This is a genomic window from Streptomyces sp. NPDC006207 (genome assembly GCF_040613835.1).
Classification (GTDB): domain Bacteria; phylum Actinomycetota; class Actinomycetes; order Streptomycetales; family Streptomycetaceae; genus Actinacidiphila.
This window is the reverse complement of record NZ_JBEXSX010000041.1, coordinates 59,894-85,897: the sequence shown is the minus strand read 5'-3', so window position 1 is coordinate 85,897 and position 26,004 is coordinate 59,894. Positions and strand designations below refer to the sequence as shown.

Annotated in this window: 22 protein-coding genes; 13 read left to right on the top strand and 9 right to left on the bottom strand. The window is 73.0% G+C overall.

The annotated features are described in order from the left end of the window. Nucleotides 1-294: 294 nt before the first annotated feature. The 4 genes from ABZ312_RS28875 to ABZ312_RS28860 all read left to right on the top strand — a co-directional run bounded on the left by ABZ312_RS28875 (nt 295) and on the right by ABZ312_RS28860 (nt 3,286). Nucleotides 295-1,335 (top strand): hypothetical protein, encoded by a 1,041-nt coding sequence (locus tag ABZ312_RS28875; protein WP_500327601.1) that lies wholly within the window; start codon nt 295-297, stop codon nt 1,333-1,335. A 175-nt stretch (nt 1,336-1,510) separates the two neighbouring features. After that, nucleotides 1,511-1,960: an SRPBCC family protein gene (locus ABZ312_RS28870; RefSeq protein ID WP_499509056.1), complete on the top strand. Its 450-nt coding sequence runs from the start codon at nt 1,511-1,513 to the stop codon at nt 1,958-1,960. A gap of 144 nt (nt 1,961-2,104) precedes the next feature. Beyond that, nucleotides 2,105-2,545, top strand: coding sequence for an ATP-binding protein (locus ABZ312_RS28865; RefSeq protein ID WP_500327602.1), 441 nt, complete (start codon nt 2,105-2,107; stop codon nt 2,543-2,545). A gap of 372 nt (nt 2,546-2,917) precedes the next feature. Next, the gene (locus tag ABZ312_RS28860; RefSeq protein WP_500327604.1) at nt 2,918-3,286 is read left to right on the top strand and encodes a GNAT family N-acetyltransferase; all 369 of its coding nucleotides are present in this window, start codon (nt 2,918-2,920) and stop codon (nt 3,284-3,286) included. Nucleotides 3,287-3,415: 129 nt separating this feature from the next. Here the strand turns inward: ABZ312_RS28860 and ABZ312_RS28855 are convergent, their stop codons facing one another. Beyond that, complete coding sequence (locus ABZ312_RS28855) at nt 3,416-3,664, bottom strand: hypothetical protein (protein WP_500327605.1); 249 nt, start codon at nt 3,662-3,664, stop codon at nt 3,416-3,418. 113 nt (nt 3,665-3,777) lie between these two features. Here ABZ312_RS28855 and ABZ312_RS28850 point away from each other — a divergent pair, with 113 nt between their 5' ends. After that, nucleotides 3,778-4,935 carry a serpin family protein gene (locus tag ABZ312_RS28850; protein WP_500439075.1) on the top strand — a complete coding sequence of 386 codons (1,158 nt, stop codon included), beginning with the start codon at nt 3,778-3,780 and terminating at the stop codon, nt 4,933-4,935. Between the two features lie 45 nt (nt 4,936-4,980). Here ABZ312_RS28850 and ABZ312_RS28845 read toward each other — a convergent pair whose 3' ends face one another. The 5 genes from ABZ312_RS28845 to ABZ312_RS28825 all read right to left on the bottom strand — a co-directional run bounded on the left by ABZ312_RS28845 (nt 4,981) and on the right by ABZ312_RS28825 (nt 12,225). Beyond that, nucleotides 4,981-5,289, bottom strand: coding sequence for a hypothetical protein (locus ABZ312_RS28845; RefSeq protein WP_500327607.1), 309 nt, complete (start codon nt 5,287-5,289; stop codon nt 4,981-4,983). Nucleotides 5,290-5,468: 179 nt separating this feature from the next. After that, complete coding sequence (locus ABZ312_RS28840; RefSeq protein ID WP_500439074.1) at nt 5,469-8,327, bottom strand: FAD-binding and (Fe-S)-binding domain-containing protein; 2,859 nt, start codon at nt 8,325-8,327, stop codon at nt 5,469-5,471. A gap of 42 nt (nt 8,328-8,369) precedes the next feature. Beyond that, nucleotides 8,370-9,548 carry an anhydro-N-acetylmuramic acid kinase gene (locus tag ABZ312_RS28835; RefSeq protein ID WP_500360647.1) on the bottom strand — a complete coding sequence of 393 codons (1,179 nt, stop codon included), beginning with the start codon at nt 9,546-9,548 and terminating at the stop codon, nt 8,370-8,372. A gap of 86 nt (nt 9,549-9,634) precedes the next feature. Then, nucleotides 9,635-11,221, bottom strand: a complete 1,587-nt coding sequence (locus tag ABZ312_RS28830) for a sodium:solute symporter (RefSeq protein WP_500439073.1) — start codon at nt 11,219-11,221, stop codon at nt 9,635-9,637. A gap of 8 nt (nt 11,222-11,229) precedes the next feature. After that, complete coding sequence (locus ABZ312_RS28825) at nt 11,230-12,225, bottom strand: N-acetylglucosamine kinase (protein WP_500360646.1); 996 nt, start codon at nt 12,223-12,225, stop codon at nt 11,230-11,232. Between the two features lie 205 nt (nt 12,226-12,430). Here ABZ312_RS28825 and ABZ312_RS28820 point away from each other — a divergent pair, with 205 nt between their 5' ends. The 5 genes from ABZ312_RS28820 (at nt 12,431) to ABZ312_RS28800 (ending at nt 17,958) form a co-directional block, all read left to right on the top strand. After that, nucleotides 12,431-13,381, top strand: a complete 951-nt coding sequence (locus ABZ312_RS28820; RefSeq protein WP_500327613.1) for a MurR/RpiR family transcriptional regulator — start codon at nt 12,431-12,433, stop codon at nt 13,379-13,381. 58 nt (nt 13,382-13,439) lie between these two features. Beyond that, the gene (gene murQ, locus ABZ312_RS28815; protein WP_500327614.1) at nt 13,440-14,336 is read left to right on the top strand and encodes an N-acetylmuramic acid 6-phosphate etherase; all 897 of its coding nucleotides are present in this window, start codon (nt 13,440-13,442) and stop codon (nt 14,334-14,336) included. A 118-nt stretch (nt 14,337-14,454) separates the two neighbouring features. Further along, nucleotides 14,455-16,815: a SpoIIE family protein phosphatase gene (locus ABZ312_RS28810; RefSeq protein ID WP_500439072.1), complete on the top strand. Its 2,361-nt coding sequence runs from the start codon at nt 14,455-14,457 to the stop codon at nt 16,813-16,815. Between the two features lie 101 nt (nt 16,816-16,916). Then, a complete protein-coding gene (locus ABZ312_RS28805) occupies nt 16,917-17,291 on the top strand; it encodes a DUF488 domain-containing protein (protein ID WP_500327616.1) in 375 nt (124 codons plus the stop codon). Between the two features lie 286 nt (nt 17,292-17,577). Further along, nucleotides 17,578-17,958 (top strand): thioesterase family protein, encoded by a 381-nt coding sequence (locus ABZ312_RS28800; protein ID WP_500439071.1) that lies wholly within the window; start codon nt 17,578-17,580, stop codon nt 17,956-17,958. Between the two features lie 195 nt (nt 17,959-18,153). Here the strand turns inward: ABZ312_RS28800 and ABZ312_RS28795 are convergent, their stop codons facing one another. Then, nucleotides 18,154-18,327 carry a hypothetical protein gene (locus tag ABZ312_RS28795; RefSeq protein WP_500327619.1) on the bottom strand — a complete coding sequence of 58 codons (174 nt, stop codon included), beginning with the start codon at nt 18,325-18,327 and terminating at the stop codon, nt 18,154-18,156. Between the two features lie 137 nt (nt 18,328-18,464). Here ABZ312_RS28795 and ABZ312_RS28790 point away from each other — a divergent pair, with 137 nt between their 5' ends. Further along, a complete protein-coding gene (locus ABZ312_RS28790) occupies nt 18,465-18,773 on the top strand; it encodes a hypothetical protein (protein WP_500359042.1) in 309 nt (102 codons plus the stop codon). A 66-nt stretch (nt 18,774-18,839) separates the two neighbouring features. Here the strand turns inward: ABZ312_RS28790 and ABZ312_RS28785 are convergent, their stop codons facing one another. Then, nucleotides 18,840-19,502: an SDR family NAD(P)-dependent oxidoreductase gene (locus tag ABZ312_RS28785; protein ID WP_500359043.1), complete on the bottom strand. Its 663-nt coding sequence runs from the start codon at nt 19,500-19,502 to the stop codon at nt 18,840-18,842. Nucleotides 19,503-19,930: 428 nt separating this feature from the next. Then, nucleotides 19,931-20,626, bottom strand: coding sequence for a type 1 glutamine amidotransferase domain-containing protein (locus tag ABZ312_RS28780; protein ID WP_500439070.1), 696 nt, complete (start codon nt 20,624-20,626; stop codon nt 19,931-19,933). 129 nt (nt 20,627-20,755) lie between these two features. On the opposite strand from ABZ312_RS28780, the gene ABZ312_RS28775 reads away from it, so the two are divergent. Continuing rightward, a complete protein-coding gene (locus ABZ312_RS28775) occupies nt 20,756-21,727 on the top strand; it encodes a LysR family transcriptional regulator (RefSeq protein ID WP_500359045.1) in 972 nt (323 codons plus the stop codon). Between the two features lie 496 nt (nt 21,728-22,223). Beyond that, nucleotides 22,224-25,943, top strand: coding sequence for a S8 family serine peptidase (locus tag ABZ312_RS28770; protein ID WP_500439069.1), 3,720 nt, complete (start codon nt 22,224-22,226; stop codon nt 25,941-25,943). The last annotated feature ends 61 nt before the right edge of the window (nt 25,944-26,004 follow it).

The following is a 26,004-nucleotide window of genomic DNA, read 5'->3' as shown; positions in this document are numbered from 1 at the left end:
GAGGACACGCAGATGTAACGATCGGAAGATCTTGCAAGTCTTTGCAGCAAGGTCTTTCGTCGGGCTTTCATCCCTGTTACGTTCCTCGACAGCCCCGCGCAGTTCACCGGGACCGGCGCCGGGCACTGACTCGCGCCCCCGGCCCGCCGTGCGGCCGCGTGCGACGAGCCCGCCTCGCCGGGCGATCTTCCTCCGCTTCGCCCACGCTGGTGCCGGTGCCCGCCCCACCCGGCGGCGCCGCCGCACGCCAGGGCGGCCTCCACGGCCGCCACGACACCCCACGAGGGAGCAGGCATGACATTGACGACGGATGCGCTCATACCCGCGCTCGAGGATGTGCGGGAGGCACACGCCGCGGTGGTCGACCGGTTCCGGACCGACATGGCCGTCACCCCCGTCGGTCCCCATCGGCAGACCCTGGAACGTCATGCCGCCCAGACCCAGCACCACATCGCCCGCATCGACACCCACGTCCGTGAGATGCGCCCGCGCCACCTCCTGCGGGACACCGCCGAGATGGTCCGGACCGCGTCGGCCGGCGCGTTCCACACGGCCATGGCGCCTCTGCACATCGGCACCCGCATGGTCCGCGGCGTCCTGCCGGGGCGCGGGCAGGCCGACGAGCACCAGCTGCTGAGGAACACCGAGGCCGAGTACACCGCCACCGCGCGGGCCCTCGCGGCCTGCCGGGCGGGCGAGAGCATCGCCACCCTGGCCCAGGACGACCGCGCCGCCGCGCTGCTGACCACGCTGCGCCGGCAGGACGAGCAACTGCTGCGCGACCTGGAGTCCAGCGTCGAGGAACAGGCCCTGGCGGTGGCCACCACGGCGGCCGGCAACGGCCACCACGCCCACGGGGCGGCCGGTCTGGCCGACGCCGCCGTCCGGACGCTGCGCACGACCGCCCAGCGGCTCCAGGCCGTCTGGACCGCCGGACAGCCGGCGCCCCGTCCCGCCGCCGACGCACCGCGCCCGGCCGGGAAGGCCCACGCCCCCGTGGCCCGGAATGTGGACCTCCCGCTGGCTGACTACGACCGGCTCCCCGTCGCGGAGATCATCCAGCGGCTGCGCATCTTCTCGCAGGCGGACCTCTCCGTCATCGAGGACTACGAACGGGAGCACGGCGACCGGGTCGGCATCCTGAACGCCATCGAGAACCTGCGCGCCAACCAGCCCTGGCCCGGCTACGACACCATGAGCCCGGACCAGATCACCGCGCGGCTGCGCGGCGCCGAACCGCTGCAGGCCCGGCAGGCCATGGACTACGAGCGGCAGCACCGCGGACGCCCCGACGTCATCAGCGCCGCCAAGCAGCGCACCCGCGCCGCCGTCTGAGCCGGAGCTCCACGAGGTCCCCGCCGTGGCACCACGGCGGGGACCCTCGCATGCCCCGCCGGGCCGGGCGGCCGTGCCCGGAGCGCTGTTTGGCGCCATCGGGCTCGGGCAGGCGCCACCACCGAGAAGAAGGACCCTGCATCCCGAAGCGGATGCCGACCCGAAAGGTGGGCGCATGTCGACGGTTGAGGAGTCGGTCGAGGTCGCGGTGCCGGTCACGACGGCGTACAACCAGTGGACGCAGTTCGAGGAGTTCCCCCACTTCATGGAGGGCGTGGAGCGCATCGACCAGCGCACGCCGACCCTGACGCACTGGGTCGCGAAGGTGGACGGCGTGACGCGCGAGTTCGACGCCGAGATCAGCGAGCAGATCCCGGACGAGAGGGTCGCCTGGACCACGGTCGGCGGCGACGTCCACCAGGCGGGGGTCGTGACCTTCCACCGCCTGGACGACCGGCACACCAAGGTCATGCTGCAACTCCGGCACGAGCCGCACGGCGTGGCCGACACGGTGGCCGACAAGCTCGGCGTCGTCAAGCGCCAGGCCAAGGGCGACCTCAAGCGCTTCAAGGCGTACATCGAGGCCCGCGGCATCGAGAGCGGCTCCTGGCGTGGTGAGGTGTAGGAGCGCCGCCTGGAGCGAGCCCGACGCGCGGGTCCCGGACGCCGATCGGTGTCCGGGACCCGCTCCGTCCGTTCGCACCGCGATGCGCGGCGGCAGGCGGGGTAGGCGTACTTCTGCCACCCATGAGCAGAAGGGAGCTCTCCGATGGCCGACTCCTCGATGAAGGCCGTCGGCTGGGCGCGGTCGTTCCCGGTGTCCGGCGGAGTGCGGGCCGGCCGGCGGTGGACGCGGCAGCACCTCGCCACTCTGGACTGGACCAAGGACGCGCCGGGCACGGTCGACGACATCCTGCTGGCCGTGTCGGAGCTCGTCACGAACGCTCACGTCCACGCCCACAGCGACGCCGAGGTCGTCCTCACCTGGGACAGCCGCTGCCTGCACGTCAGCGTCCACGATGACGACGACACGGTGCCCGCCCCGTGCGACGCCGACGCAGAGGCCACCGGCGGGCGCGGGCTCGCCATCGTGGACGGTCTCGCCGACCACTGGCACACGCACGCCCAGCACCACGGCAAGACGATCACGGCCTGCTTCACACCACCGGGCGGGAAGTCGGCCGGCCCCGATGAGGAGCCGGCACGCTGAAACCCTGTCACCTCATGGCGCAGGGTCCACGGCACGGCCGTGGCCCCGCCGTACCGGACGACAGGGCCACAAGCAGGAGCGTGCCCCGGGTGGGGCCGGGAAAGGGCTGGTGCCGCATCAGGCAAGGTTCGCCTACTGTGATGTGACGTGTCCTTGATCGATAGGCTTCGAGAACGTGTTCAGGCTGGTGATCCTGGAGGTGCCCTCATGGCCGTCGAGTGGGTTCGGCTCAATCTCGACCTGGATGCGTTCGACGATTCGATTCGAACCGTACCTCCGACGCTGCCAGCAGGCTGGTATCGAGTTCACGACCATGGCAGCTGTCGGCGACACGGTTGAACATCGGCGTGCGCTTTACGACCTGAACAAGACGTGCTCCGCCGACATCCCAGAGCGGGGGGGGAGTTCTACACGTTCGACGAGTACCTCACCCAGCGCATCGAGACTCCGACCTACGATCCCCAAGGTGTCGTCCTTGCCCTGGACGGTGGGTCATGGGTTGGCATGGCAACCACGTCGCTCCAACCCGAAGGGCACGCCCTCAGCGAGATGACCGGGCTGCTGGCCGGCCATCGGGGAAGGGGAATCTCGCTGGCCATGAAGCTCCTGGCCATTGGCTTCGCGCGTTCTCACGGAATCCACTGGCTGCAGACCTTCCACCACCCTGACGACGCATCGGCCATCGGCATGAACCGACGGCTCGGCTTCGTCAACGCCGAGCCACGAGTTGCAACCACGTGATGGTCCTGCACCTCCTCTGTGTGATCGTGCGTGGCACGAGCCGCTGGAGAGTAGCAGCCCCAACTGACAGCACCGCCAGGGAATTTCCCCTGACGGCGCTGCTGTGGGTTGGTCGGCGGCGACCGCCGGTCAGGGGTGGAACGGGTCCGAGGAGTGGGTGAGCGGAGCGTTGTGCACGGACGCCGAGTTGTACGTCCAACGGTCGGCGTGGGCCTGCTCACGGCGGGCCTGCTCGATGAGCAGGCCGTCCGCGTTCTCCGTGCGGCGGTTGCCGCGGCGCAGGAGTTTGACGACCAGGTACGTCACGAACGACGCGAGCAGGAGCAAGAGGATCCCGAGTTCGACCACAGCAGCTCTCCCCCGTATGTCGACAGCCACGTGACCTGCATCGTATCCGCGGAGCGGTGGCTTGTCCCTGCCGCTTGAGCCTCATTTGAGCTTGCGGGAAACCCTGTTGGCGTCGGGAGGGCGCGCTGCCGTGATCACGGGACATGGGAGACGCGAGGACGGTCCGCGCGGTCAACGCGCTGACCGTGGGGTGGGCGGGCCAGGCGCTGCGGCACAGCGAGGAGACGGTGTTCTCCGCCGCAGGGGTGTGGCCGCTGCTGGCCCTGTTCGCGGCAGGATCAGACGGTGCCGCGCGGGACGAGCTGGAGCGGGCGACGGGGATCGGGTCCGGTGAGGCAGCCGAGGCAGCGGGGCGGCTGCTGGCGCGCATGGACGGGCTGCCGGGCGTGGCCGCCGCGATCGGGCTGTGGAGCAAGGGCTCGCTGCCGCTGGAACCCGGATGGGTCGGCGCGCTTCCACCGGCTTCGCACGGAGCGCTGAGCGGCGACGTCACCGCCGACCGCAGAGCGCTGGACGCCTGGGCCGACAAGTGCTCCGGCGGCCTGATCCCGAGGATGCCGGTGGCCTTCAACGAGGAGACGGAGCTGGTGCTGGCCGGTGCGCTGACCGTCAGGACCGACTGGCTCCGGCCGTTCCGGAACCACGGCGGGGTCCTCCACCGCACCACCGCGCTGCTGGACCGTACCGAGGTGGTGGAGGCGCCGTGCGGGCGGGTGGCGGTGCTGAAGGTGGTGGGCACGGGCGGGATCGACGTCCACCTGCTGCGCGGTGAGGACGACGTGCCGGGTGGCGAGGTGCTTGCGGCGGGCGTGGGCGCGCTGCAGCGCACGTACCCGGCCGTCCTCGGGGACCGGCTTCCGTACGGGGAACCGGGTCCCGGGGTCACGGTGTCGCGCGTGCACAGCTGGGACCGCGAGCCGTACCTGTCGGTGACCGCGGTGCCGTTCGAGGTGACGGCTCACCACGATCTGCTCGCCCACGCGGGGCTGTTCGGGCTCGCCTCGGCCACGGACCCCTCCCGAGGGCACTTCCCCCGCATCAGCCGCGAGCCGCTGGTCGTGGGCGCCGCCGGGCAGACGGTCACGGCCGCCTTCAGCGCGCTGGGCTACCGTTCCGCCGCGGTCACGGCGTTCGGCGCCGTGGCGCTGGGCATACCGCCGTCCAGGACGAAACGCGTCGCCGTCGAGTTCACCGGGCCGATCGGCTTCCTGGCCGTGCACCGGACCTCCCGGCTGGTGCTCAACGCGGGGTGGGTGCACGCGCACTTCCCCGGCGAGGCCTGGGACGCGGAGGACGAGTGACGCGAGGCCGTGCCGCCGGCCCCGCGGCGCACGCCGATCGGGCCGTCACCGGGCGGCAACGATCCACACGCTCAGGAACACCCCTCCCAGCGCGACCCCGATGTGCAGGCTCATCCGGAGGACGTAGAGGCGGATCCTCGCCGTGCGGGCGGACCGGGCCTCGTGGCGGGCGTAGGGCTCGGACTTGACGCGCCGCAGACCCAGTTCGGGGTGCTCGTCTGCGATCGCGGCGTACAGCGTGCGTATCTGCCGGTTGTGGAGGCTGGTCCGCTCCCGGTACTTCCAGCACGTGAGGGTGCCGTACACGCCCAGGAGGACCATGGGCACGGTGACGCAGAGGTCGCCGGTGCGCAAAGTGCTCCTTCTGCGCGAGGAATCCGAGCCCGGCCGCGACGACGACGATGACGATGTTGGTGAGTGCGGCACGCTGGTTCTCCGACTGAAGGGCCTGCGCGCGCTGGTCCTTCCAGAGTTCCAGCAGGACGGCGGACGGGTCGTGCCTGCCGGGGCCGGGCGGGCACTGAGCCCGCCCGTCAGGCGGTGGCCTCGTCCAGCAGTTCCAGGACGTGCCGGTAGGGGCGGCCGGTGGCGCGGGTCATGCCCATCTCGCAGGTGCGGTTGCACGAGGCGTACGCGTCGTACGTCCCGGCGGTGATCTCCGCCGCCTGGGCGGCCGTCGCGGACTGCGTGACCTCCGGGTGGAGCAGTCCGCGGTCCCCGGCGAAGGCACAGCAGCCCCAGTTGTCGGGGACGGTGACCTGTTCGCTGACCGCGGCCGCGACCTGGCGCAGGGCGGCGTCGATGCCCAGGTGGACGGTGGAGCAGGTGGGGTGCAGGGCCATGGTGCCCATGCGGCGCGGGGCGGGCAGGGCGGGGAGCAGGTGCTCGGCGGTGAAGGCGACGCTGTCGACGAAGCGCAGGGCCGAGAACCGGGCGCGGTCGGACTCCGGGAGGATGTCGGCCAGTTGCTCGAGACCGTGGGTGCAGGAGGAGGCGTCGCACACGACCGGCAGCCGCCCGCCGTCGCTGGCCTCCCACAGTGCCTCAAGGGTCCGGCCGGCCATGGTGCGGTGGCCGTCGGTGTAGCCCTTGGACTGCCACGGCGTGCCGCAGCACAGGCCGGTCAGCCCGTCCGGGGCGGTGACCTGGACGCCGGCGCGTTCGCACAGCCGCAGGAAGGCGGCGGCCGCGCCGCCGGAGTCTCCTTCGGGGGCGAAGACGCTGCCGATGCAGGCGGCGAAGAACACCGCCCGCGCCCCTTCGGGGTGCCGGGGGGCGGGGCGGGCCGGGCCGCCGCGCGGGATGTCGCCGGACCAGGTGGGCACCAGCTCCGTCGCCCCGAGCTTGCGGACCACGCCGGTGGCGGCTCGGGTGACCGGGGTGGGCAGCGCGTGGGCGGTGTTGAGGGCGGCACGCACTCCGGTGATGGCACTCCCCCAGTGCCGGGCGGTGGTGTTGCCGAGGCGCTGGGCGGTGGGGCTGTGGCGCTGCGCGCGCAGGCGCTTCATGACCGCGCCGGTGTCGATGGTGACGGGACAGGCGGTGACGCACAGGCTGTCGGCCGCGCAACTGTCGACGGCCGCGTACGCGTAGTCCGCCTCCAGGGCGCGGCGGCGCTCCTCGTCGCCGGCGGCGGTGGCCAGGGCGATCTCACGCTGCAGGGCGATGCGTTGCCGGGGCGTGGTGGTGACGTCGGCGGTCGGGCAGACCGGCTCGCAGTAGCCGCACTCCACGCACGCGTCGACGGCCGGGTCGACCGCGGGCACGCTCTTCAGGTCGCGCAGGTGCGCGGCCGGGTCGTCGGTCAGCAGGACGCCGGGGTTGAGGACGTCGTGGGGGTCGCAGAGCCGCTTCAGCTCGCGCATGACCTCGTACAGCTCGTCGCCGTACTGGCGGTGGACGAAGGGGGCCATGGCGCGGCCGGTGCCGTGCTCGGCCTTGAGGGTGCCACCGGCGTCCAGGACGAGGTCGGCCATCGCGTCGGTGAAGCGGGCGTAGCGCTCGGTCTCGGCGCGGGTGTCGAAGTCCTGGGTGAGCATGAAGTGCAGGTTGCCGTCGCGGGCGTGGCCGAAGATGACCGCGTCCTGGTAGCCGTACCGGTCGAACAGGCCGATCAGGCCCTCGCAGGTGCCGGTCAGCCGTTCCATGGGGACGGCGATGTCCTCCAGGAGCGCGGTCGTCCCGGCCGGCCGTGCCCCGGCGACGGCCGTGTACAGGCCCTTGCGCAGGTGCCAGAGCCGGCCGCGGACGGCCCCGTCGCGGGTGAGCGCGGAGCCGGTGACCGCGGGCAGCCGGTCCAGGACCGGCCGGGCGGCGGCCACGGTCGCGTCGAGCGCTTCGGCGCTGTCCTCGGCGAACTCCACCAGCAGGGCGGCGTGGCGTTCCACCCGCAGCCCGCGCAGTTCCTCGACGGGGTCGGCGGCCTGCTGAGCGACGCGCAGGGAGGCGGCGTCGAGGAGTTCGGCGGTGCGGGCGCCGGCGGCCAGCAGCGCCGGGAGGGCGTCGGTCGCCTCGGCCAGGCCCGGCAGGATCAGCAGGCCGGTGGCGGTGTGCGGCAGCAGGGGGACGGTGTGGAAGACGGCCTCGCCGACGAAGCCGAGGGTGCCCTCGCTGCCGATCATCAGGTGGGCGAGGATGTCGGCGGGGTCGGTGTGGTCGAGGAACGAGTTGAGCCCGTACCCCATGGTGTTCTTCATCGCGAACAGCCGCTCGATGGTGGCGCGGGAGGCGGCCGAGCCGCGGACCCGGTCGCGCAGCCGCAGCAGCCCGGCGTGGAGGCCGGGCTCGTGGGCGCGCAGTGCGGCGTCCGCGTCGGGGGCGGCGGTGTCGACGACGGTGCCGGACGGCAGCACGAACTGCAGCGACTCCATGGTGCGGTAGGCGTTGTCCTGGGTGCCGCAGTTCATGCCGCTGGAGTTGTTGGCGACGAGCCCGCCGATGGTGCAGGCGCTCTCGCTGGCCGGGTCGGGGCCGAGCCGGCGGCCGTACCGGGCGAGCCGTGCGTTGGCCTGGCGCACGGTGAGTCCCGGCTGCAGGCGGATGCGCAGGCCCTCGTCGAGGACCTCGGCGGAGCGCCAGTGCGTGCGGACGTCCACCAGGACGCCGTCGCCCCCGGCCTGCCCCGCCAGGCTCGTGCCGCCGGAGCGCAGCGTGAGCGGGATCCCGGCCCTGCGCGCCCCGCCCATGAGCGCGCCGACCTCGGCGGTGGAGGCGGCGCGCACCACGGCCTGCGGGGTGAAGAGGTACGGCGAGGCGTCGTGGGCGGCAGCGACCCTGCGGGGCACGTCGGTGGAGACCCGGGAGGGGTCGGCCACGCACGCCGTCAGCCACGCGGCCGGGCCGGGGTCGGCGGTGCGGGACGTGGGGGCGGGGGTGGCGGCGGAGGTGCTCATGGTTCCTCGGGTACGACGGTACGACGCGGCGGCGGCGGACGGTCAGTGGGCGGGGTCGGTGATCCGCAGCAGGCGGGGCGGCTGTGCGGCGGGTTCGGGCAGGCGCAGCGGGGCCAGGCCGGGGGTGATGCTGCCCAGCACCGTGGCGCGGCGGGCGCCGGTGCCCGAGGTGAGGGTGCCGGGCAGGCCGTGGACGGTGAGGAAGCCGAGCACGGCGAAGGCGAGGGCCTCCTTGGCGTCGGAGGGCAGGCCCAGGTCGTCGCTGGGCCGCAGCGTCACGCCGGGCAGTTCCTCGGCGATCATGCGCATCAGCACCGGGTTGCGGGCGCCTCCGCCGGACACGACCAGGCTGGTGACCCCGTGCGCCCGGCAGGCGTCGGCGACCGTGACGGCGGTGAGCCTGGTCAGGGTGGCGAGGACGTCGTCGGTGCCGGGCGCGGGCACGGCGGTCAGGGCCCGCTGCAGGTACGGCAGGTGGAAGAGTTCCTTGCCGGTGCTCTTCGGTGCGGGCCTGCGGTAGTAGGGGTCGTCGAGGAGGACCTTGAGCAGGTCGGGGTCGGTGCGTCCGGCCGCGGCGCGGCGGCCGTCCGCGTCGTAGGCGGCGGCGCCGCCGGTGAAGTGGCGTACGGCCGCGTCCAGCAGGGCGTTGGCGGGGCCGGTGTCGAAGGCCAGGGGCTCGGCGCCGGGGGCGACGACGGTGATGTTGGCGATGCCGCCGAGGTTGAGCGCGGCGGGCACTCCCGGCAGCCCGCGCAGCAGCAGGGTGTCGGTCATCCCGACCAGCGGGGCGCCCTGGCCGCCCGCGGCCACGTCCCTGCTGCGCAGGTCGGACACGACCGGCAGCCCGGTGGCCTCGGCGATCCAGGCCGGCTGGCCCAGTTGCAGGGTGCCGCGGACGGTGCCGTCCTCGACCCAGTGGTGCATCGTCTGGCCGTGGGACACGACGAGGTCGGCGGCGCCCGCGCACAGCTCGTCGAGCGCGCGTGCCGCGGCGTCGGCGAAGGCCTGGCCGATGCCGGTGTCCAGCGCGCACACGGCCTGGGTGGTCGTCGCCGCGGGCGGCAGGGTCGCGCTGATCAGGTCCCGCAGGTCGTCGGCGTAGGGCACCGACAGATGACCGAGCGGCCGCATGAGCAGGGTCTCGCCGTCCAGGGTGAGGTCGGCGGCGGCCGCCTCGATGGCGTCGTACGAGGTGCCCGACATCAGGCCGATCACGCGCATGGCTTTCTCCCAACTGTGGTGTCCGGGGCGGTCGTGCGGTGCCCGGGGTGGGGGCCGCCCGTCGACGGCCCCCACCCCGGGGGTCCTCACTCGAGGCCGGCGCCCGCCGCGACACGACCGGAGCCGGAACCGGACTTGGGACCGCCGTCGGTCAGCTCGACCTCACGCACCTCGCGGACCTCGGGGGCCTTGTGGAACAGGCTCATCACACCGCCGATGACCAGGGTGATCAGCACGCCGATCGGCACCAGCCACTGGGCGGCGATGGCGGTCGGCACCGTCGCGCCCGCCACGGTGACGTCGATCTTCACCGAGCGCACGATGTAGGTCATCACGCCGACCGTGACGAGGAACGCGACGACGGCGTCGACCTCGTTGGCGCGCCTGATGATCCGGCCGAGCAGGAAGGCGCCGAGCAGCGCGCCGTAGGTGTAGCCCGCGATGGTCAGGCCGGTCAGGTAGACGTTGCCGGTGCTGGTGCTGAAGGCGCAGGCGAAGACGGCCATCAGCACGGCCCACACCAGCGTCATCACCCGGGCGAGCTTGAGCAGCGACTCCTCCGACGGGGTGCTGCGGAAGAAGCTGTGGATGATGTCGGCGACCGTCGAGTTGGACATGGAGTTCAGGGCCGAGGACAGCGAGCCCATCGCAGCGCCGAGGATGCCGGCCACGAGCAGGCCGGAGATCACCACGGGCAGCCCGTGCAGGATGAAGTTCGGGTAGAGGTTGTCGGAGCTGTGCAGGCCCAGCTCGGAGAAGCTCTTGCCCTTGTTGTACGACCACAGCAGCGCGCCGACGAGCGAGAAGGCGGCGAACTGGAGGGTGACGAAGACACCGGAGGCGATCATGGCCTTCTGGCCGTCGCGCAGCGAGCGGGTGGCCAGGACGCGCTGGACGATCAGCTGGTCGGAACCGTGGCTGGCCATCGCGAAGATGGCGCCGCCGATGATCGCGGTCGGCAGAGCGAACGGGCTGGTGAGGACGTGCGCCAGGTCGAAGTTGGTGTCGAACAGCTTGAAGTGGCCCGAGTGCAGGGCGTCGGAGAAGCCGCTGCCGCCGACGTGGCCGGAGAGCACGGCGATGGCCAGGATGGCACCGCCCAGGTACAGGCCCATCTGGATGGCGTCGGTCCAGATGACCGCCTTGATGCCGCCGAGGTAGGTGTAGACGACGGTGATCACCGTGAGGACGATGATGATCAGGCGGTAACCGGCGTGCACGCCGAACTCGTCGAGCAGCAGCTTGATCGGGATCGCGGAGGCGAACAGGCGGACGCCCTCGGCGAGGAGGCGGGTGAAGACGAAGGTCACCGAGGCGAGTCCTTGCAGCTTCAATCCGAATCTGCTGCCCAGGTACTGGTAGGCGCTGACGAACCCGCCGCGCTTGTACAGGGGGATCAGCACGGTGGCGACGACCACGCGGCCGATGACGTAGCCGAGGGCGAGTTCGACGTTGCCGAAGCCCTGCCCGCTGTAGGCGCCGCCGGGCACGCTGATGACGGTCAGCACGCTGGTCTCGGTGGCCACCACGGAGAAGGAGACGGTCCACCAGGGCATGTGCCCTTCGCCGACGAAGTAGTCCTTCGCCGTTTTCTGCCGTCCGGCCAGTCGCAGTCCGATCCAGGCGATGGCGATCAGATAGACGACGATCACGACGAGGTCGAGTTGGCGCACGCTCGCTCCTAAGCAGCGGCCGGCGGGATCACCGGCGTGGTGGGGACAGTGGGTGACGTCGTCCGGCGGACTCGGACGACGTGGGGTTCGTGCGGCACGGTGGCGTCCCGTGCCAGCAGGCGCGCGCCGTCCAGCGGGTCCCCGAGCGGGGGCCGCGGACTCAGCGGTGGCGCGGAGCCCTCGAGCATCGCGCGCAGCGGCGCCATGAGCGGTTCGCCGAGGCCGGTCAGCCCGCCGGTGACGGTGACGGGCAGGACCTCCCCGGTGATCCGGGCGGCGGCCGCGAGCACGGCCTCGCCCAGTGCGGTGGCCGCGTCCCGGACGATCACCCCGGCGACGGCGTCACCCGATGCGGCGGCGTGGGACACGTCCGGGGCGAAGGAGGCCGCGGTCCGGGCGGGGTTGCCGCCGGCCGCGAGGGCCGCGGGCAGCGCGTCCGGGTCGCCGAAGCGCCGGGTGGCGGCGGCCAGCAGCGCGGTGTCCGGGCCGCGTCCGTCGTGGGCGCGGAGTGCGGCCCGCAGGCCGGTCACCCCGATCCACGCGCCGCTGCCCTCGTCGCCGAGCCACGGGCCCCAGCCGTCGACGCGGGCGTACGAGCCGTCCTCGCCGATGCCGATGGCGACGGAGCCGGTGCCGATGGCCAGCACCACGCCCGTACGGCCGCCCAGGGCGCCCGCGTGGGCGGTGACGGCGTCACTGGTGACGGCGACCTCGTCCGCGGGCAGGTCCTGGAGGAGCAGTTCGGCCAGGGTGCGGGCGGCCTCCGGGGCCGCGGCCGCTCCGGCGGCGCCGACGCAGACGGCGGCGAGCCGGCCCGGGGCGTACCCCTCGATCAGCGGCAGGACGGCGGCGCGCACGGCGGCGCGCGCCGCGTCGACGCCGCCCTCGGCAGCGAGTCCCGGGGCCCCCGGAACCTCGTGGACGGGTCCGACGGTGCCGTCCGTGCCGGTGAGCACGGCACGGCAGCCCGTCTTCCCCAGGTCCACAGCCACTGCTGCTGTCATGCGGCACGCCCTTGTGTCGTACGGGATCCGGCACGTCGGGTGGTCACGGTGGGTGGTGACCGGCGCGGATCGCGGTGCAGCGAGTATCGGAAGGCAGACGTCCGTATGTCAATAAGTAACTTCACGAAATGCATCACGTAAATTTTTGACGCAACCGACGGGGCGTGGTTACGCTGACGCCACCCACTCAGGAGGGAACCCATCCATGGCCTCCCAGGACCCGACCCGCACCTCCGCGCAGCCGGCCCAGGAGTCCGCCACCGGCGGCGACACCCTGGCGCGCATCCGCGCGGCCCTGCCGGGCCTGGCGCCCTCCGAACGACGGGTGGCCGAGGCCGTCCTGGCCGATCCGGCACAGGCGGCGGAGCTGTCCATCAGCGCCCTCGCCGAACGGGCCACCACCTCGGTCGCCACGGTCATGCGGTTCTGCCGGACGATGAAACTGGGCAACTACCCGCAACTGCGGCTCGCGCTGGCCGCGGCCGCCGCCCGCGAGCACGCGCTCGGCGGCGAGCGCCCGACCCCGGGCACCGACATCAGCGCCACCGACACCCTCGAACAGATCGTCCACAAGATCGTCTACAACGAGGTCCGCGCCCTGGAGGACTCCGGGGCCGGACTCGACATCGAGGCGCTCGGCCGCGCCGTCGACGCCGTCGCCGGCGCCCGGCGCGTGGACATCTTCGGCGTCGGCGCCAGCGCCTTCGTCGGCCAGGACCTGCACCAGAAGCTGCACCGCATCGGCCACATGGCGTTCATCTGGACCGACCGCCACGCGGCCCTGACCGCGGCCGCCCTGCTCGGCCCCGGCGACGTGGCCCTGGCCATCTCCCACTCCGGGGAGACCGAGGACACCGTCGAGCCCCTGCAGGCGGCCGCCGAACGCGGCGCCACCACGATCGCCCTCACCAACGTCCCGGGCTCCACCCTGGCCGACGGCGCCGACCTGGTGCTCGCCACCTGCGCCCGCGAGACCCCTTTCCGGTCCGGCGCGACCGTCAGCCGGATCGCCCAACTCGCTGTGATCGACTGCCTGTTCGTCGGCGTCGCCCAGCGCTCCTACGACGCCACGACCGCGGCGCTGCAGAAGACCTACGGGGCCGTGCAACGCCGCAGGCGCCCGCAGCCCCAGCGCCGCACCCCGGCGGACGACTGACCGCCGGCCCCGCACCACACCCCAGCACCACCAGCACCACCGAAAGGACGACCGCGCCGTGGACCTCAGCACACTCGGCACCGAGACCCGCAACGAGCGGACCGCCGAACTGGACCGCATGCCGGTCTCCGAACTCCTGTCCGTGATGAACGCCGAGGACCAGACCGTCGCCCTCGCCGTCCGCGAGGCCCTCCCCGAGATCGGCACCGCCGTCGAGGCCATCACCGAGTCCCTGCGCCGCGGCGGCCGCCTGATCTACCTCGGTGCCGGCACCAGCGGCCGCATCGGCCTGCTCGACGCCGTCGAGTGCCCGCCGACCTTCGGCACCGCGCCCGAGCAGGTCGTGGGCCTGCTCTCCGGCGGCCCCGGCGCGTTCATCGTCGCCGTCGAGGGTGCCGAGGACGAGCCCGCCAGGGCGATCGCCGACCTGGACGAGATCGGCGTCGGCGACCGGGACACCGTCGTCGGCCTCGCCGCGAGCGGCCGCACCCCGTACGTCATCGGCGGCCTCAAGCACGCCGCGACGCGGGGCGCCGTCACCGTCTCCGTGGCCTGCAACCGCGACGCCCTCGTCAGCCGCTACGCCGACGTCCCGATCGAGGTGCCCACCGGCCCGGAGATCCTCACCGGCTCCACCCGGCTCAAGGGCGGCACCGCGGAGAAGATGGTCTGCAACATGCTCTCCACGGCCGCGATGGTCAGGCTCGGCAAGGTCTACGGGAACCTCATGGTCGACGTGCGCGCCACCAACAACAAGCTCGTCGACCGCGCCCGGCGCATGGTCGTGCAGGCCACCGGCGCCGACCCCGACATCGCCGCAGAAGCCCTGAGCGCCGCGGGCGGCCACGCCAAGACGGCCATCGTGATGCTGCTGACCGGCGCCACCGCCGAGGAGGCCGCCCGGCGCATCGAGCAGGCCCACGGCGACACCCGCACCGCCGCCGGCCAGGCCTGATCCCGGGCCCGGCCCCGGGCCCGTCACGAGCACAGGGGAATCCGGCGCCCAGCGCAGCGGTTCTCCCCCTGAGGAGGCGAGCCTCGTTGCCCACGGCCATGGACGAGACGATCTGCAGATGCACGGAGCGGAATCGGGGGGCACACACCGGAGTCCGGCAGCGCACCGGGGGGCGGTCATCTCCGTCGACCCCGAGGGCCGCGTCGACGGCTGGAGCGCGGGGGCCGAGAGCATCCTCGGTTACCGCAGGGACGAGGTGATCGGCCGGCCCGCGCTGGACCTCGCCGACGACGACGCGCGCCAGACCCTGGCGATCGGCCTGGCCGGCCACCACTGGGAGGACCGGGCCGTGCTCCGGGACAAGGCGGGCCGTCCCGTGGAGGTGGACGTGCTGATCCGTCCGGCGTCCGCCGACGGCAGCTCCACCGTGTGGTTCGTCAGCGGGCCGTCCGGACCGGCGGCGGACGACGTCCGCGCCGGCGGCATGCTGGAGCGGGCTTGGTCCCAGTCGTCCGCCGCCATCGTCGTGTGGTCGCCCGGACTGCGCCTGCTGTGGGCGAACGAACGCACCTGCCGGCTGTTCAACGCCGGCGTCGACCCCATGCGGGGGCACCGGCTCACGGAGATCCTCACCCCCGACAGCCAGCACTACGCCGTCGAGGAAGCGCTCCGCCGCGCCCGCGACACCGGAACGACGCAGTACGTCGTCACCCACGAGCAGGTTCCCGGGGAGAAGCGGCCCCATGAATGGGCCCTCCACATCGACCCCCTCCGGGACGAGGACGGCACCGTGGTGGGCCTGTGCTCCATGGCACGCGACAACTCCGCGGAATTCTGGGCCCGCCGGCGCCTGATCCTCCTCAACGACGCCCGCCGCAGCATCGGGCTCTCCCTCGACGTGGGAAGCACGGCCCAGGAGCTCACCGAGCTCGCGGTGCCCGACCTCGCCGACGTCGCCATGGTGCATCTGCTGCCCCGGACGCTCGGAGCCGGCGGTGCGGCCTCCCGCGACCCGGTGGAGGTCCGGCTCGTGGCGGCGAGCGGCCGCGCGCTGCCCCCTGCCTCACCCTCCTGGCACGTGGTGGACCGCCGGTCCCTGCCCGGTCGTGCGCTGTCCGAGCGCAGGGCCGTACGGGTCGACCTGCCGCACGAGGCCGCGGCCTGGGCCGGGCGGGAGGGCGGCTTCGAACGGGACGCGCGCGGAGGGGCCATCTGCGTGCCGCTGACGGCCCGGGGCGGCACGCTGGGGGTGGTGACGTTCCTGCGCCGCGGAACGGCGTTCGACTCCGACGACCTGCTGCTCGCCGAGGAACTGGCCGCCACGACCGCCATCTCGGTCGACAACGCCCGCAATTTCCAGCGCGAGCACAGTACCGCCCTGACGCTGCAGCAGAGCCTGCTGCCCAGGGAACCGCCCGCCCAGAACGCGGTCGACGCCGCCTACGGCTACCGGCCCGCCGACCTCGCCGCGGGGGTGGGCGGCGACTGGTTCGACGTGATCCCGCTGTCCGGCGCACGCGTCGCCCTGGTCATGGGCGACGTCGTCGGGCACGGGGTGCGTGCGGCCGCGACGATGGGACGCCTGCGCTCGGTCGTGCGTACCCTCGCGGACATCGACCTCCCCCCGGAGGAGCTGCTCACCCGCCTCGACGACATCGTGAACCGGCTGGACCAGGAGACGGAGGCCAACGCCCCCGATCCGGAGGTCGGGGCGTCGGTCCTCTACGCGGTGTACGACCCCGTCTCGCGCCGGTGCCGGATGGCCCGGGCGGCCCACGTGGAACCGCTGCTGGTGCTGCCGGACAGCACGAGCCGCCGGGTGGGACTCCCGGAGGGACCTCCGCTGGGCCTCGGGGGGCTCCCGTTCGAGTCGGCCGAGGTCACCCTGCCCGAGGACTGCCTGCTCGTCCTGTTCACCGACGGGCTGGTCAAATCCCGGCACCAGGACCTCGACGCGGGGATCGCCAGGCTCCAGGCGTCCCTCACCGCGGCCACGTCCTCGATCACGGCGGTCTGCGACGACATCATGGGCGCCCTGCTGCCCGGGGACGGCAGCGACGACGCCGCGCTGCTCGTCGCGCGGCCCCGCGCGCTGGAGGCGGCCGACGTCGCCCACTGGGACGTGCCGGCCGATCCTTCGGCCGTCGCGGCGGTACGCGAGGAGACGACCGCGAAACTCGCCGCCTGGGGGCTGGAGGACAGGGCCTTCGCCACCGGGCTCATCGTCAGCGAGCTGGTCACCAACGCCCTGCGGCACGGACGCGCCCCGATCCACCTGCGGCTCATCAAGGACCGTTCGCTGATCTGCGAGGTCACCGACGGGAGCAACGCCGCTCCTCACCTGCGCCGGGCGCGCACCTTCGACGAGGGCGGCCGCGGACTCTTCCTGGTGGCGCAGTTGTCCTCGCGCTGGGGCAGCCGGCCGACGGAACTCGGGAAGATCATCTGGTCGGAGCAGCAACTGGACCGGACAGGCTGAGCCCGGCCGGGGCCCCCTCCCTTCCGGACGGGCCGCGGCGCGGCACCGCCGATAGAGTGAAGATCGCGGGGGTACCGCGACCGGAGAAGGTGACGACGGCCATGGCCGGACGGTTCGGTTACCGCAGGATCTACGAGGACGCCTCGTCCCAGGAGGGCAAACGCGTCCTCGTCGACCGGCTGTGGCCACGGGGCGTGAGCAAGGAGCGGGCCCACCTCGACGAGTGGCTCCGCGACGTGGCACCGTCGGCCGACCTCCGTCACTGGTACCACCACGACACGGAACGCTTCCCCGAGTTCCGCGAACGGTACATCGCCGAACTGGGGGACCCCGATCACCGGCCGGCCGTCGAGCACCTGCGCGACCTCGCCGCCCACGACAAGGTCACCTTGCTCACCGCCACCAAGGACGTCGACCACAGCGAGGCGGCGGTCCTGGCCCGGTGGCTGGACTCCGCGGGGTCCGCGGGCCGCTAGTCGCCCGCCCCGGCGTCGAGTCGGAGGTCCGACCGGACGTGGCTGCCGCGGAGCAGGGCGGTGACGGTACTAGGCCGTGTCGTCAAATGAGCGCCGGCCGCCCGGAGGGCGGGCTCGGCGGCGTCTGGTGCGGTGCATCGCAAGGCGGAGAGTCGTCCTCGTAGTGGGTTACTCGGACGATTCGACAACGCAGCGTGGGGGAACCCCCGGCCGAAGGCTGGGGGAGTGCCGTACCAGGCGTCGCCGAGCAGGCGGGCATTTGACAACACGGCCTAGCGTTGGTGGCATGCGCTACGAGGTGACCGATGCCGACACCGCGACGACGGTGGGCAGCGGCGACGTACCCGTCCTGGCCACGCCGCAGCTCGTCGCCTGGCTGGAGGCGGAGACGGTGCACGCCGCGACGCCCTTCACGGCGGCGGGACAGACGACGGTGGGGACGGCACTGCGGATCGACCACGTCCGCGCCACACCGGTCGGCGGCAAGGTCGACGTCTTCGCCGAGCCTCCGCCCTCCCCCACCGGCCGGCGGCTCACCTTCCGGGTGCGGGCGGTCGACGACTGGGGCCGGCTCGTCGCGACGGGCGAGATCGACCGTGCCGTCGTCGACAGGGAACGTTTCCTTGCGGCCGCCCATGATCCGGAGCGCCCCGCCGAGCCGTCCTGACGCGGCGGGCGTACCTCGGCGCGGGAGCCGGTCCAGGCACTGCTGAGGGGTGATCGCGGAGCCGCCCTCGAACAACACGACGGGAACGGCCTCTTCGATCTCCGCCGTGAAGTGGGCGGGACCGTGCCGCCCACGTCCGGCCGGACGGCACGACCGGGCTCCGGCCTCCGCTCGACGGCTTCGTAGGGCTGGTCGTCAGTGCTTGAAGACGTCCTTGGTCCTCTCCTTCGTGCCCCGCATCCTGCCGCGCGATTCGAGGGCGGCGCCCTTGGCCGCGAGCGTTTCCTTGTGCACCGCGTGGGCCGCCTTCCGCACGGTCTTCCCCACGACCTGTTCCATCTTCGCCTTGGCTTTCTCTCCGGCGCTCATCTCGGCACCTCCACGGCCTCTCAACCGGCGCGTGCCCGTGGGGCGGGCGTCGAAACCACGTGCCGTGGGCACCCGGACTCAGGACATCCGGGCACTAAGATCACAAGGAATGCGCTCGCCGCGGACAGGGGGCCAAGATGACGTGGCGGCTGGTACAAGGGGACACCGTCATAGGCAAGCTCACCGATTACGGCTGCGACATGCCGTTCCTCCTGCTCCGCTTCGCCCCGGAGGCGGGTTGGGAGGCCGTCAGGCCACGCTTCGAGGCGTTGGCCGCTGCCGTCACGGGCAAGGACCCCGACGGGAGTCGATTCGTCGCCGCCGCCAAGCCGTTGCAGGAACTGGAACTCATCCTCGAGCACGCGGACGGCCGCGAGGCTCCGCTGCGTGTCTGGCGCAACTGCTTCCTTCACATCGACGGACCGAAGGCCAGACTGCGCTATTGAGCCGGTCCGCGCGGGGTGCTCGACCCGGAACCGGAGGGAACGGGGTCGCACGGCCGCCCCGCCGGGTCAGAGCAGCGACGCGGTCACCGCGGCGAGGCGCCGGCGGTACTCCGTGTCGTAGGCCTCGGCGGCCGCCCGGGCTTCCTTCTCGCCCTCGAAGTACCGGCCTGTGACGCCCGCCAGCGCGGGAGCGTCGACCAGGCGCCGCGTGGCGGCGACGCCCTGCTCCAGGGAGTCGACGACGTCCATCCCCGAGCGCCGGGACATGGCGGTGGGCATGAAGGTCGCCGGGTGGACGCTGTTGACGGTGATGCCGGTGCCGGAGAGTTCATCGGCGAGGTCGAGGCTGTGGCAGATGAGCGCCAGCTTGGAGCGGCAGTAGGCGGCGACGTCGCTGTAGTCGCGGGTGAGTTCGGGGTCGTCGAGGTCGAGCGGCTGCTGGCCGATGGAGGCGACGTTCACGATCCGGGAGGGTGCCGCGCGGTGGAGCAGCGGGAGGAGTTCCCGGGTCAGCACGAGCGGTGCCAGGTAGTTGACGGCGAGGCGTAGTTCGTGTCCGTCGGCGGAGGTCTGCCGCCGGGTGCCCTCCGCGTGGAAACCGACGCCGGCGTTGTTGACGAGCACGTCCAGCCGGTCGCGCCGGGCGGCGATGCCGGCGGCCAGGCGCCGGACTTCGGCGAGGGAGGAAAGGTCGGCCCGGTGGGGCTCGCCGCCGGTGGCCGCGGCCACCTCGGCGAGGCGCCCGGGGTCACGGCCGTGCAGCAGCAGGTGTGCCCGCCGTCGGCGGCGAGGTCCTCCGCGAGGGCGCGGCCGAGCCCGTCGGAGGCGCCGGTGATGAGGATCGTGGCCATGTCGTTCACCTTTCTGTTCCGGGGACGACCTGGGTGCCCTCCGGTGGAGTGGGATTGGGGGTGAGGGGCCGGACCGGTCGGCGAGCCAGCTGACGTCGGCGGCCGAGGCGTGCAGGTCCCGCTGGACGGTGCCGAGGACCGGCACCACCAGGGTCTGCATCATCGAGACGACCATGGCGCCGAGACCGAGGGCGGCGACGAGGCCACGGCCCGGGTCCGCCGTGACCGGGAGCACGGGAGGCGTTCGCATGAGGTGGGTACTTCCGTGGGTCTTTCCGTGGGTCTTTCCGTGGGTGGGCGCGCCGGTCAGCCGAGGGTCTTCAGCACTGCGGCGGCCAGCGCGGCGGAGGACGCCGGGTTCTGCCCGGTGTGCAGGCCGCGGTCGACGACGACGTGCGGGGCCCAGGGCTCGCCCGCCGAGTAGTCGGCGCCGAGCGCGACGAGCCGGTCCTGGAGCAGCCATTCCAGCCGGTCGGCCAGCCCGGTCTGCGTCTCCTCGGCGGCGCTGAAGCCGGTGAGACGATAGCCGGCGAACGGCGACACGCCGTCGGAGTCCCGGGCGGCAAGCAGGGCGGCCACCCCGTGGCAGACCGCGGCCAGCGGGGTGCTTTGCGCGAGGACGGTGCGCAGCAGCCGGGCGGAGTCGGCGTCCCCGGCGAGGTCCTGCATCGGGCCGTGGCCGCCCACGTAGAAGACGGCGGCGTAGCGGGCCGGGTCGACGTCCGCCAGAACCAGCGGGGTGTGCAGTGCGGTGACGGCCCGCAGGGCCGCGGTCGCGGCGGCGGCGCCCGCCGGACCGCCGTTGAGCTCGGGCGCGAGGCTGACGGGGTCGGCGGTGGGGACGACGCCGCCCGGCGTGGCCACGGCCACCCGGTGGCCGGCCTCGGTGAAGGCGCGGTAGAGCGCCGTGAGCTCTTCGGCCCAGAAGCCCGTGGGGTGCTCGGTGCCGTCGGCCAGCGTCGGGTGATCGGCGCCGGTCACCACGAGAAGGATCTCTGCCATGTCTGCGTACTTCCTGGTCTCCGCCCGGACACGGCCGGAGCGGGATGTGCGGGACCGCAGGTTGACCGGCGGCGGAACGTTCCCGACCCTAGGTTGCACAGCCATCAGCCAACCAATAGGATCCTCGACATGGCTCATCAGAATGCCGATGGGAACGCATCTCGCCCCGACGACGGCGGGACGGCCGCCGCCCCGCCTCCCGGCGCGCCTTTGGACCTGGGGCTGCTGCGCACGTTCCTCGCGGTGTACCGGGCCCGTTCCCTGACCACGGCCGCCCGGATGCTGCGCATCTCGCAGCCCACCGTGACCGCGCAGGTGCGTGCGCTGGAGCAGCAGCTCGACCGGCAGCTCTTCGAGCGGCTCCCGCGGGGGGTGGCCGCCACGTCCGTGGCCGACGAACTGGCCGGGCAGGTCGCCGGGCCGCTGGACGCGCTGGCCGAGGTCGCCGGCCGCGGTCGCCCGGACCCGGAGGCGCCCCCGGAACCGGTGCACCTGGCGGGGCCGGCGGAGATGGTGTCCGTCCGGGCGCTGCCCGTCCTCGCGCCACTGGCGGCCCGGGGCGTCCTGCTGCGCATCACCACCGGCCTCGCCGAGGACCTGCTCGAAGGCCTGCACGCAGGCCGCTTCGACCTCGTCCTGTCGGCGGTACGGCCGCGCGGCCGCTCCCTGGCCGCCGTCCCGCTGATGGACGAGGAGTTCGTCCTGGTGACGACGCCGGAATGGGCCGCCGGGATCGGGCGGCTCACCTGCGACGACCCCGGCCCGCTGCGCGAGGTCCCGCTGGTGGCGTACGCCGAGGACCTGCCCATCCTGCGCCGCTACTGGCGCCACGTCTTCCGTACGCGTCTGACCGCCCGGCCCGCCGTCGTCGTCCCGGACCTGCGCGGGGTGCTCGCCGCCGTCGTCGCGGGCGGGGGTGCGACGGTGCTCCCCCGCTACCTGTGCGAGGCGGAGCTGGCGTCCGGCGCGCTGGTGGAGTTGCTGACGCCGGAGGACCCGCCCATCAACACCGGCTTCCTGGTCGGACGCGCGGGCGCGCCTGCCCGCGCGCCGGTCACCGCCGTACGCGAACGGCTCTTGGAGGCGGCCCGCGACTGGTGACGGCGACGCCGTTGCCCGTCTGGGTGCGGCAACGCGCAGCTTCGGCAGCGTAGGTGAGGTCACGTCAGGGAACGCCGGAGCACCTCGCGGTCGCCCTGGGGGGGTCAAGTCGACTTCGGCAGCCGGGAACGCCCGGAGATCGCCGGCAGGCCCCGCGCCGGTGGGATCCCCAACGTCGCCCTCCCTGGGCATTCCTGACGAGCCGCCAAGCTCCGCCGCACGTGGCAGGGGCCCGGTGACGCTCCCCTGCGCGTACGTCCACGGCCATCCGCGCGCCCGGACCAGATGGATCCGGCACCGCACGAAGCTGCCCGCGGCCGTGTCCCCGAACTCCCTGGCATAGCGGGTCTTGTCGGCATACGACGGCGTTCGGGCGGCCTCGTGATGACACAACTGTGCCATGGCACAAGAGCGACGCCCCGGGGCCCTTGAGCGGGGGCGGGGGCGCCTCGAAGATCAATGGCCGTCCACTCTTCACATGGCTTGAGGAGTTTCCTTGCCCACGCTTCACATCCCCCGGACCAGGTCCGGGGCGATCACGCTCGGCGTGGTCGCCGCCCTGGCACTCGGGGTCATACCGGCCACGGCCGCCGTATCCGCGGACCCCGCCGGTCGCGGGCCCGCCGCCGGCGCCGCACAACGGCCACCCGGCAACGGCGGCACGCACACCGTCACCCTCATCACCGGCGACAAGGTGACGATCGGCACCGCCCCCGACGGCACCACCGTCCGGTCCTTCCAAGGTGCGAACGGCACGACCACCGGTTTCCACCGCGCAGTCGTCGACGGGGCCACCTACGTGTACCCCGACGCCGTCCTGCCCTACGTCAGCGCCGGGAAGCTCGACAAACAGCTGTTCAACGTCACCCAGCTGATCGCCGACGGTTACGACGACGCGCACTCCTCCCGGCTGCCGCTCATCGTGAGCTACACCGACGCCGCGGCCAAGGCCCGGACCCTGCCGAAGATGGCGGGCTCCAGCGACGTCCACCGGTTGGACAGCATCCAGGGCGCGGCCCTCGCGCAGAACCGCAAGCAGGCTCCGGCGTTCTGGTCGGCCCTGACCGGCGGCGCCGGTGCGGCGGCCCGGTCCGCGAAGCCCGCCTTCGCGGGCGGTGTCGCCAAGGTCTGGCTCGACGGCAAGGTGAAGGCCGATCTGGCCGACTCGACCGCCCAGATCGGCGCGGACAAGGTCTGGGCGGAGGGCAACACCGGCGAGGGCGTCAAGGTCGCGGTGCTCGACACCGGAGTCGACGCCGAACACCCCGACCTCGTCGACCGGATCGACACCAGCGCCAGCTTCATCCCCGACGAGCAGGACACCCTCGACTACCAGGGCCACGGCACCCACGTCGCCTCGACGATCGCCGGCACCGGCAGCGCCTCCGACGGCAAGGAGCGGGGCGTCGCCCCCGGCGTCCGCCTGGACATCGGCAAGGTGCTCAACAGCGAGGGAAGCGGCCAGGAGTCCTGGATCATCGCGGGCATGGAATGGGCCGCCCGGGACCAGAAGGCCAGGATCATCAGCATGAGCCTGGGCGGCGGCGGTGACCACACCGACCCCATGAGCCAGGCGGTCGACCGGCTCAGCCGCGAGACCGGCGCGCTGTTCGTCATCGCGGCGGGCAACAGCGGCCCGCACACCATCGGCAGCCCCGGTGCCGCGGACTCCGCGCTGACCGTAGGCGCCGTGGACTCCGCGGACCACCTCGCCGACTTCTCCAGCACCGGTCCGCGTGACGGCGACGCCGGGCTGAAGCCGGAGATCACCGCGCCCGGCGTCGACATCCTGGCGGCCCGCTCCCACTACAAGCGGGGCTCGGGCTACTACACCACGATGAGCGGCACCTCGATGGCGACCCCGCACGTCGCCGGCGCCGCCGCGCTGCTGGCCGCCGCCCACCCGGACTGGACCGGCCCGCAGTTGAAGGAGGCGCTGGTCAGCAGCGCCAAGGCCACCCCCGCGTACTCCCCGTACGAGGCCGGTGCCGGCCGGCTGGACGCACCGGCGGCCGTCCACACCTCGGTCTTCGCGACCGTCAGCGCATTCTCCGGCTTCTACGCCTGGCCGCAGAAGCCGGGTGAGACCGACGTCCAGAAGGTGACGTACACCAACACCGGCGACGCGCCGGTCAGTCTGGACCTGGCGATCGGCTCGAAGGCCCCGGCAGGGCTGTTCACCCTCTCCGAGGACAAGGTCACCGTCCCGGCGCACGGCACGGCCTCGGTCTCCCTGACCGCGGACCTGGACCGGCTGCCGCTCGACCAGTCGATCAGCGGCATGATCACCGGCACGGACGGCACCGGCGCGGTCCGGGCCAAGACGCTGATCGGCGCCGCCAAGGAAGGCCGGCGGCAGACCCTGACCATCACCGCCAAGGACCGGTCGGGCAAGCCGATGGCCGGCCGGGTCATGCTCACCGCCGAGGGCCTCTTCACCACGATCGACCTCGACGCGTCCGGCACCGGCACCGCGCGGCTGCCCGTCGGCACCTACAGCGGCTGGCTCACCGCGGACGTACAGGGCGCCAACGGCCCGCACTCCCTGGGCATGGCACTGCTGGCCTTCAACGACGTGCAGCTGGACCAGGACCGGTCCGTCACCCTCGACGGCCGCAAGATGCGTCAGATCCTGGCGCGTGCCCCGCAGCAGACCACCCCCGTCGCACCGCGCCTGGACGTCCACCGGTCCTTCGGTGACAGCCTGGTCGAGTCGTCCATGCTGCCCAACGAGACCTACGACAGCATCTGGGCGCTTCCGACCGGCAAGAAGGTCACCGACGGCGAGTTCGAGTTCGGTGCCCGCTTCCGCCTGGAGCAGCCGGCGCTGACCGTGGGCACGGCCTCGAGGACCTACGCCGACCCGCTGGTCAAGCGCGGGGCCGAGCCACTGCCGGCCGGCACCCGGACACTCACGGCGGTCTACGCCGGTGAGGGCACGGCCGCGGATCTGGCCCGCACGAACGTCCGCGGCAAGGCCGTGGTCGTGCGGGGCGGTGACCCGTCCGGCATCCAGGCGCAGGCGGAAGCCGCGGCGGCGGCGGGCGCGCAGGTGCTCGTCGTCGTCAACGACGGCATCGGCCGGCTCCAGCCCTGGGACGAGGGCCCCTGGAGCCCGGAGAGCCCGGCGCCGCTGACGGTGGCGACCCTCGACGCCGACCAGGGCGCCGACCTCATCGGAGCGCTCGGGCACGGCCCGGTCAAGCTGAAGGTCACCTCGAACCCCACCACCGACTACGTCTACGACGTGGTGCACCACTGGTCCGGCGCGGTACCGGCGGACCCGACCTGGCGCGTCACGCAGCGCGAGCTGGGCAAGGTGGACGTCTCGTTCCGCAACCACCGCCAGGGCAAGGCGATGGAGTTCCGCCCCGACGTCTGGCGCGGCTGGGTGGTCGGCAACCAGCTCACCGCTCCCGCCCAGGGCGACCGGACCGACTGGGTCACCGCGGACGCCAGTTGGCTGGACGACGCCTTCATCCTGAGCGAGACGGGGCAGCACTCGATGGACGTGCTGCGCTACCCGGCCGGGAAGACGGCCGAGGTCAGCTGGTTCGGGCCGATCCAGCGCCCGCGGATGGGCCCCATCGGCTACCAGCCGGTGCGCTACCTCGACGGGGTCTACATCCCCGCACCCGGCTGGGGCGACTCCGGTTCCGGCCACGTCGGCGAGGCCTACGGCAACTACGACGTCAAGGACTGGATGTCGCTCTACCAGGGCGACCAGCAGCTCAACTGGGGCAACGCCGAGTACCTGCCGATCACCGGACTCGCCCCCGAGCGGCTGCCCTACCGGCTGGTCGTCGACAACGACCGGGCGGCCTGGACCCACCCGTACTCGACGCACACCCTGACGGAGTGGAACTTCACCTCCGCGGCCACCGGGCCCGAGTCGGCGGTGTCCCTGCCGCTGATCCAGCTCGACTACGGCGTGGACACCGACAGGGCCGGCCGGGCGGACCGGCACGCCAAGCTGACGGTGACCGCCTCGCACCTGCCCGGTACGACCGCCGCCATCGGGAAGCCCTCGCTGGAGGTCTCCTACGACGACGGGAAGACCTGGCAGCGCCCCGACCTGGACCGCAGCGGTAGCGGCTGGCGGGCGGGCCTGCGCGCCCCGAAGTCCGCGGGCTTCGCCACGCTCCGGGTCACCGCCCGGGACGACGCGGGCAACACCGTCTCGCAGACGATCACCCGGGCCTTCGGCCTGCGCTGACGCCCCGGCAGTGCACCCGGCGGGCGGGACCGCGGCCAGCGGTCCCGCCCGCCGGCGTTCC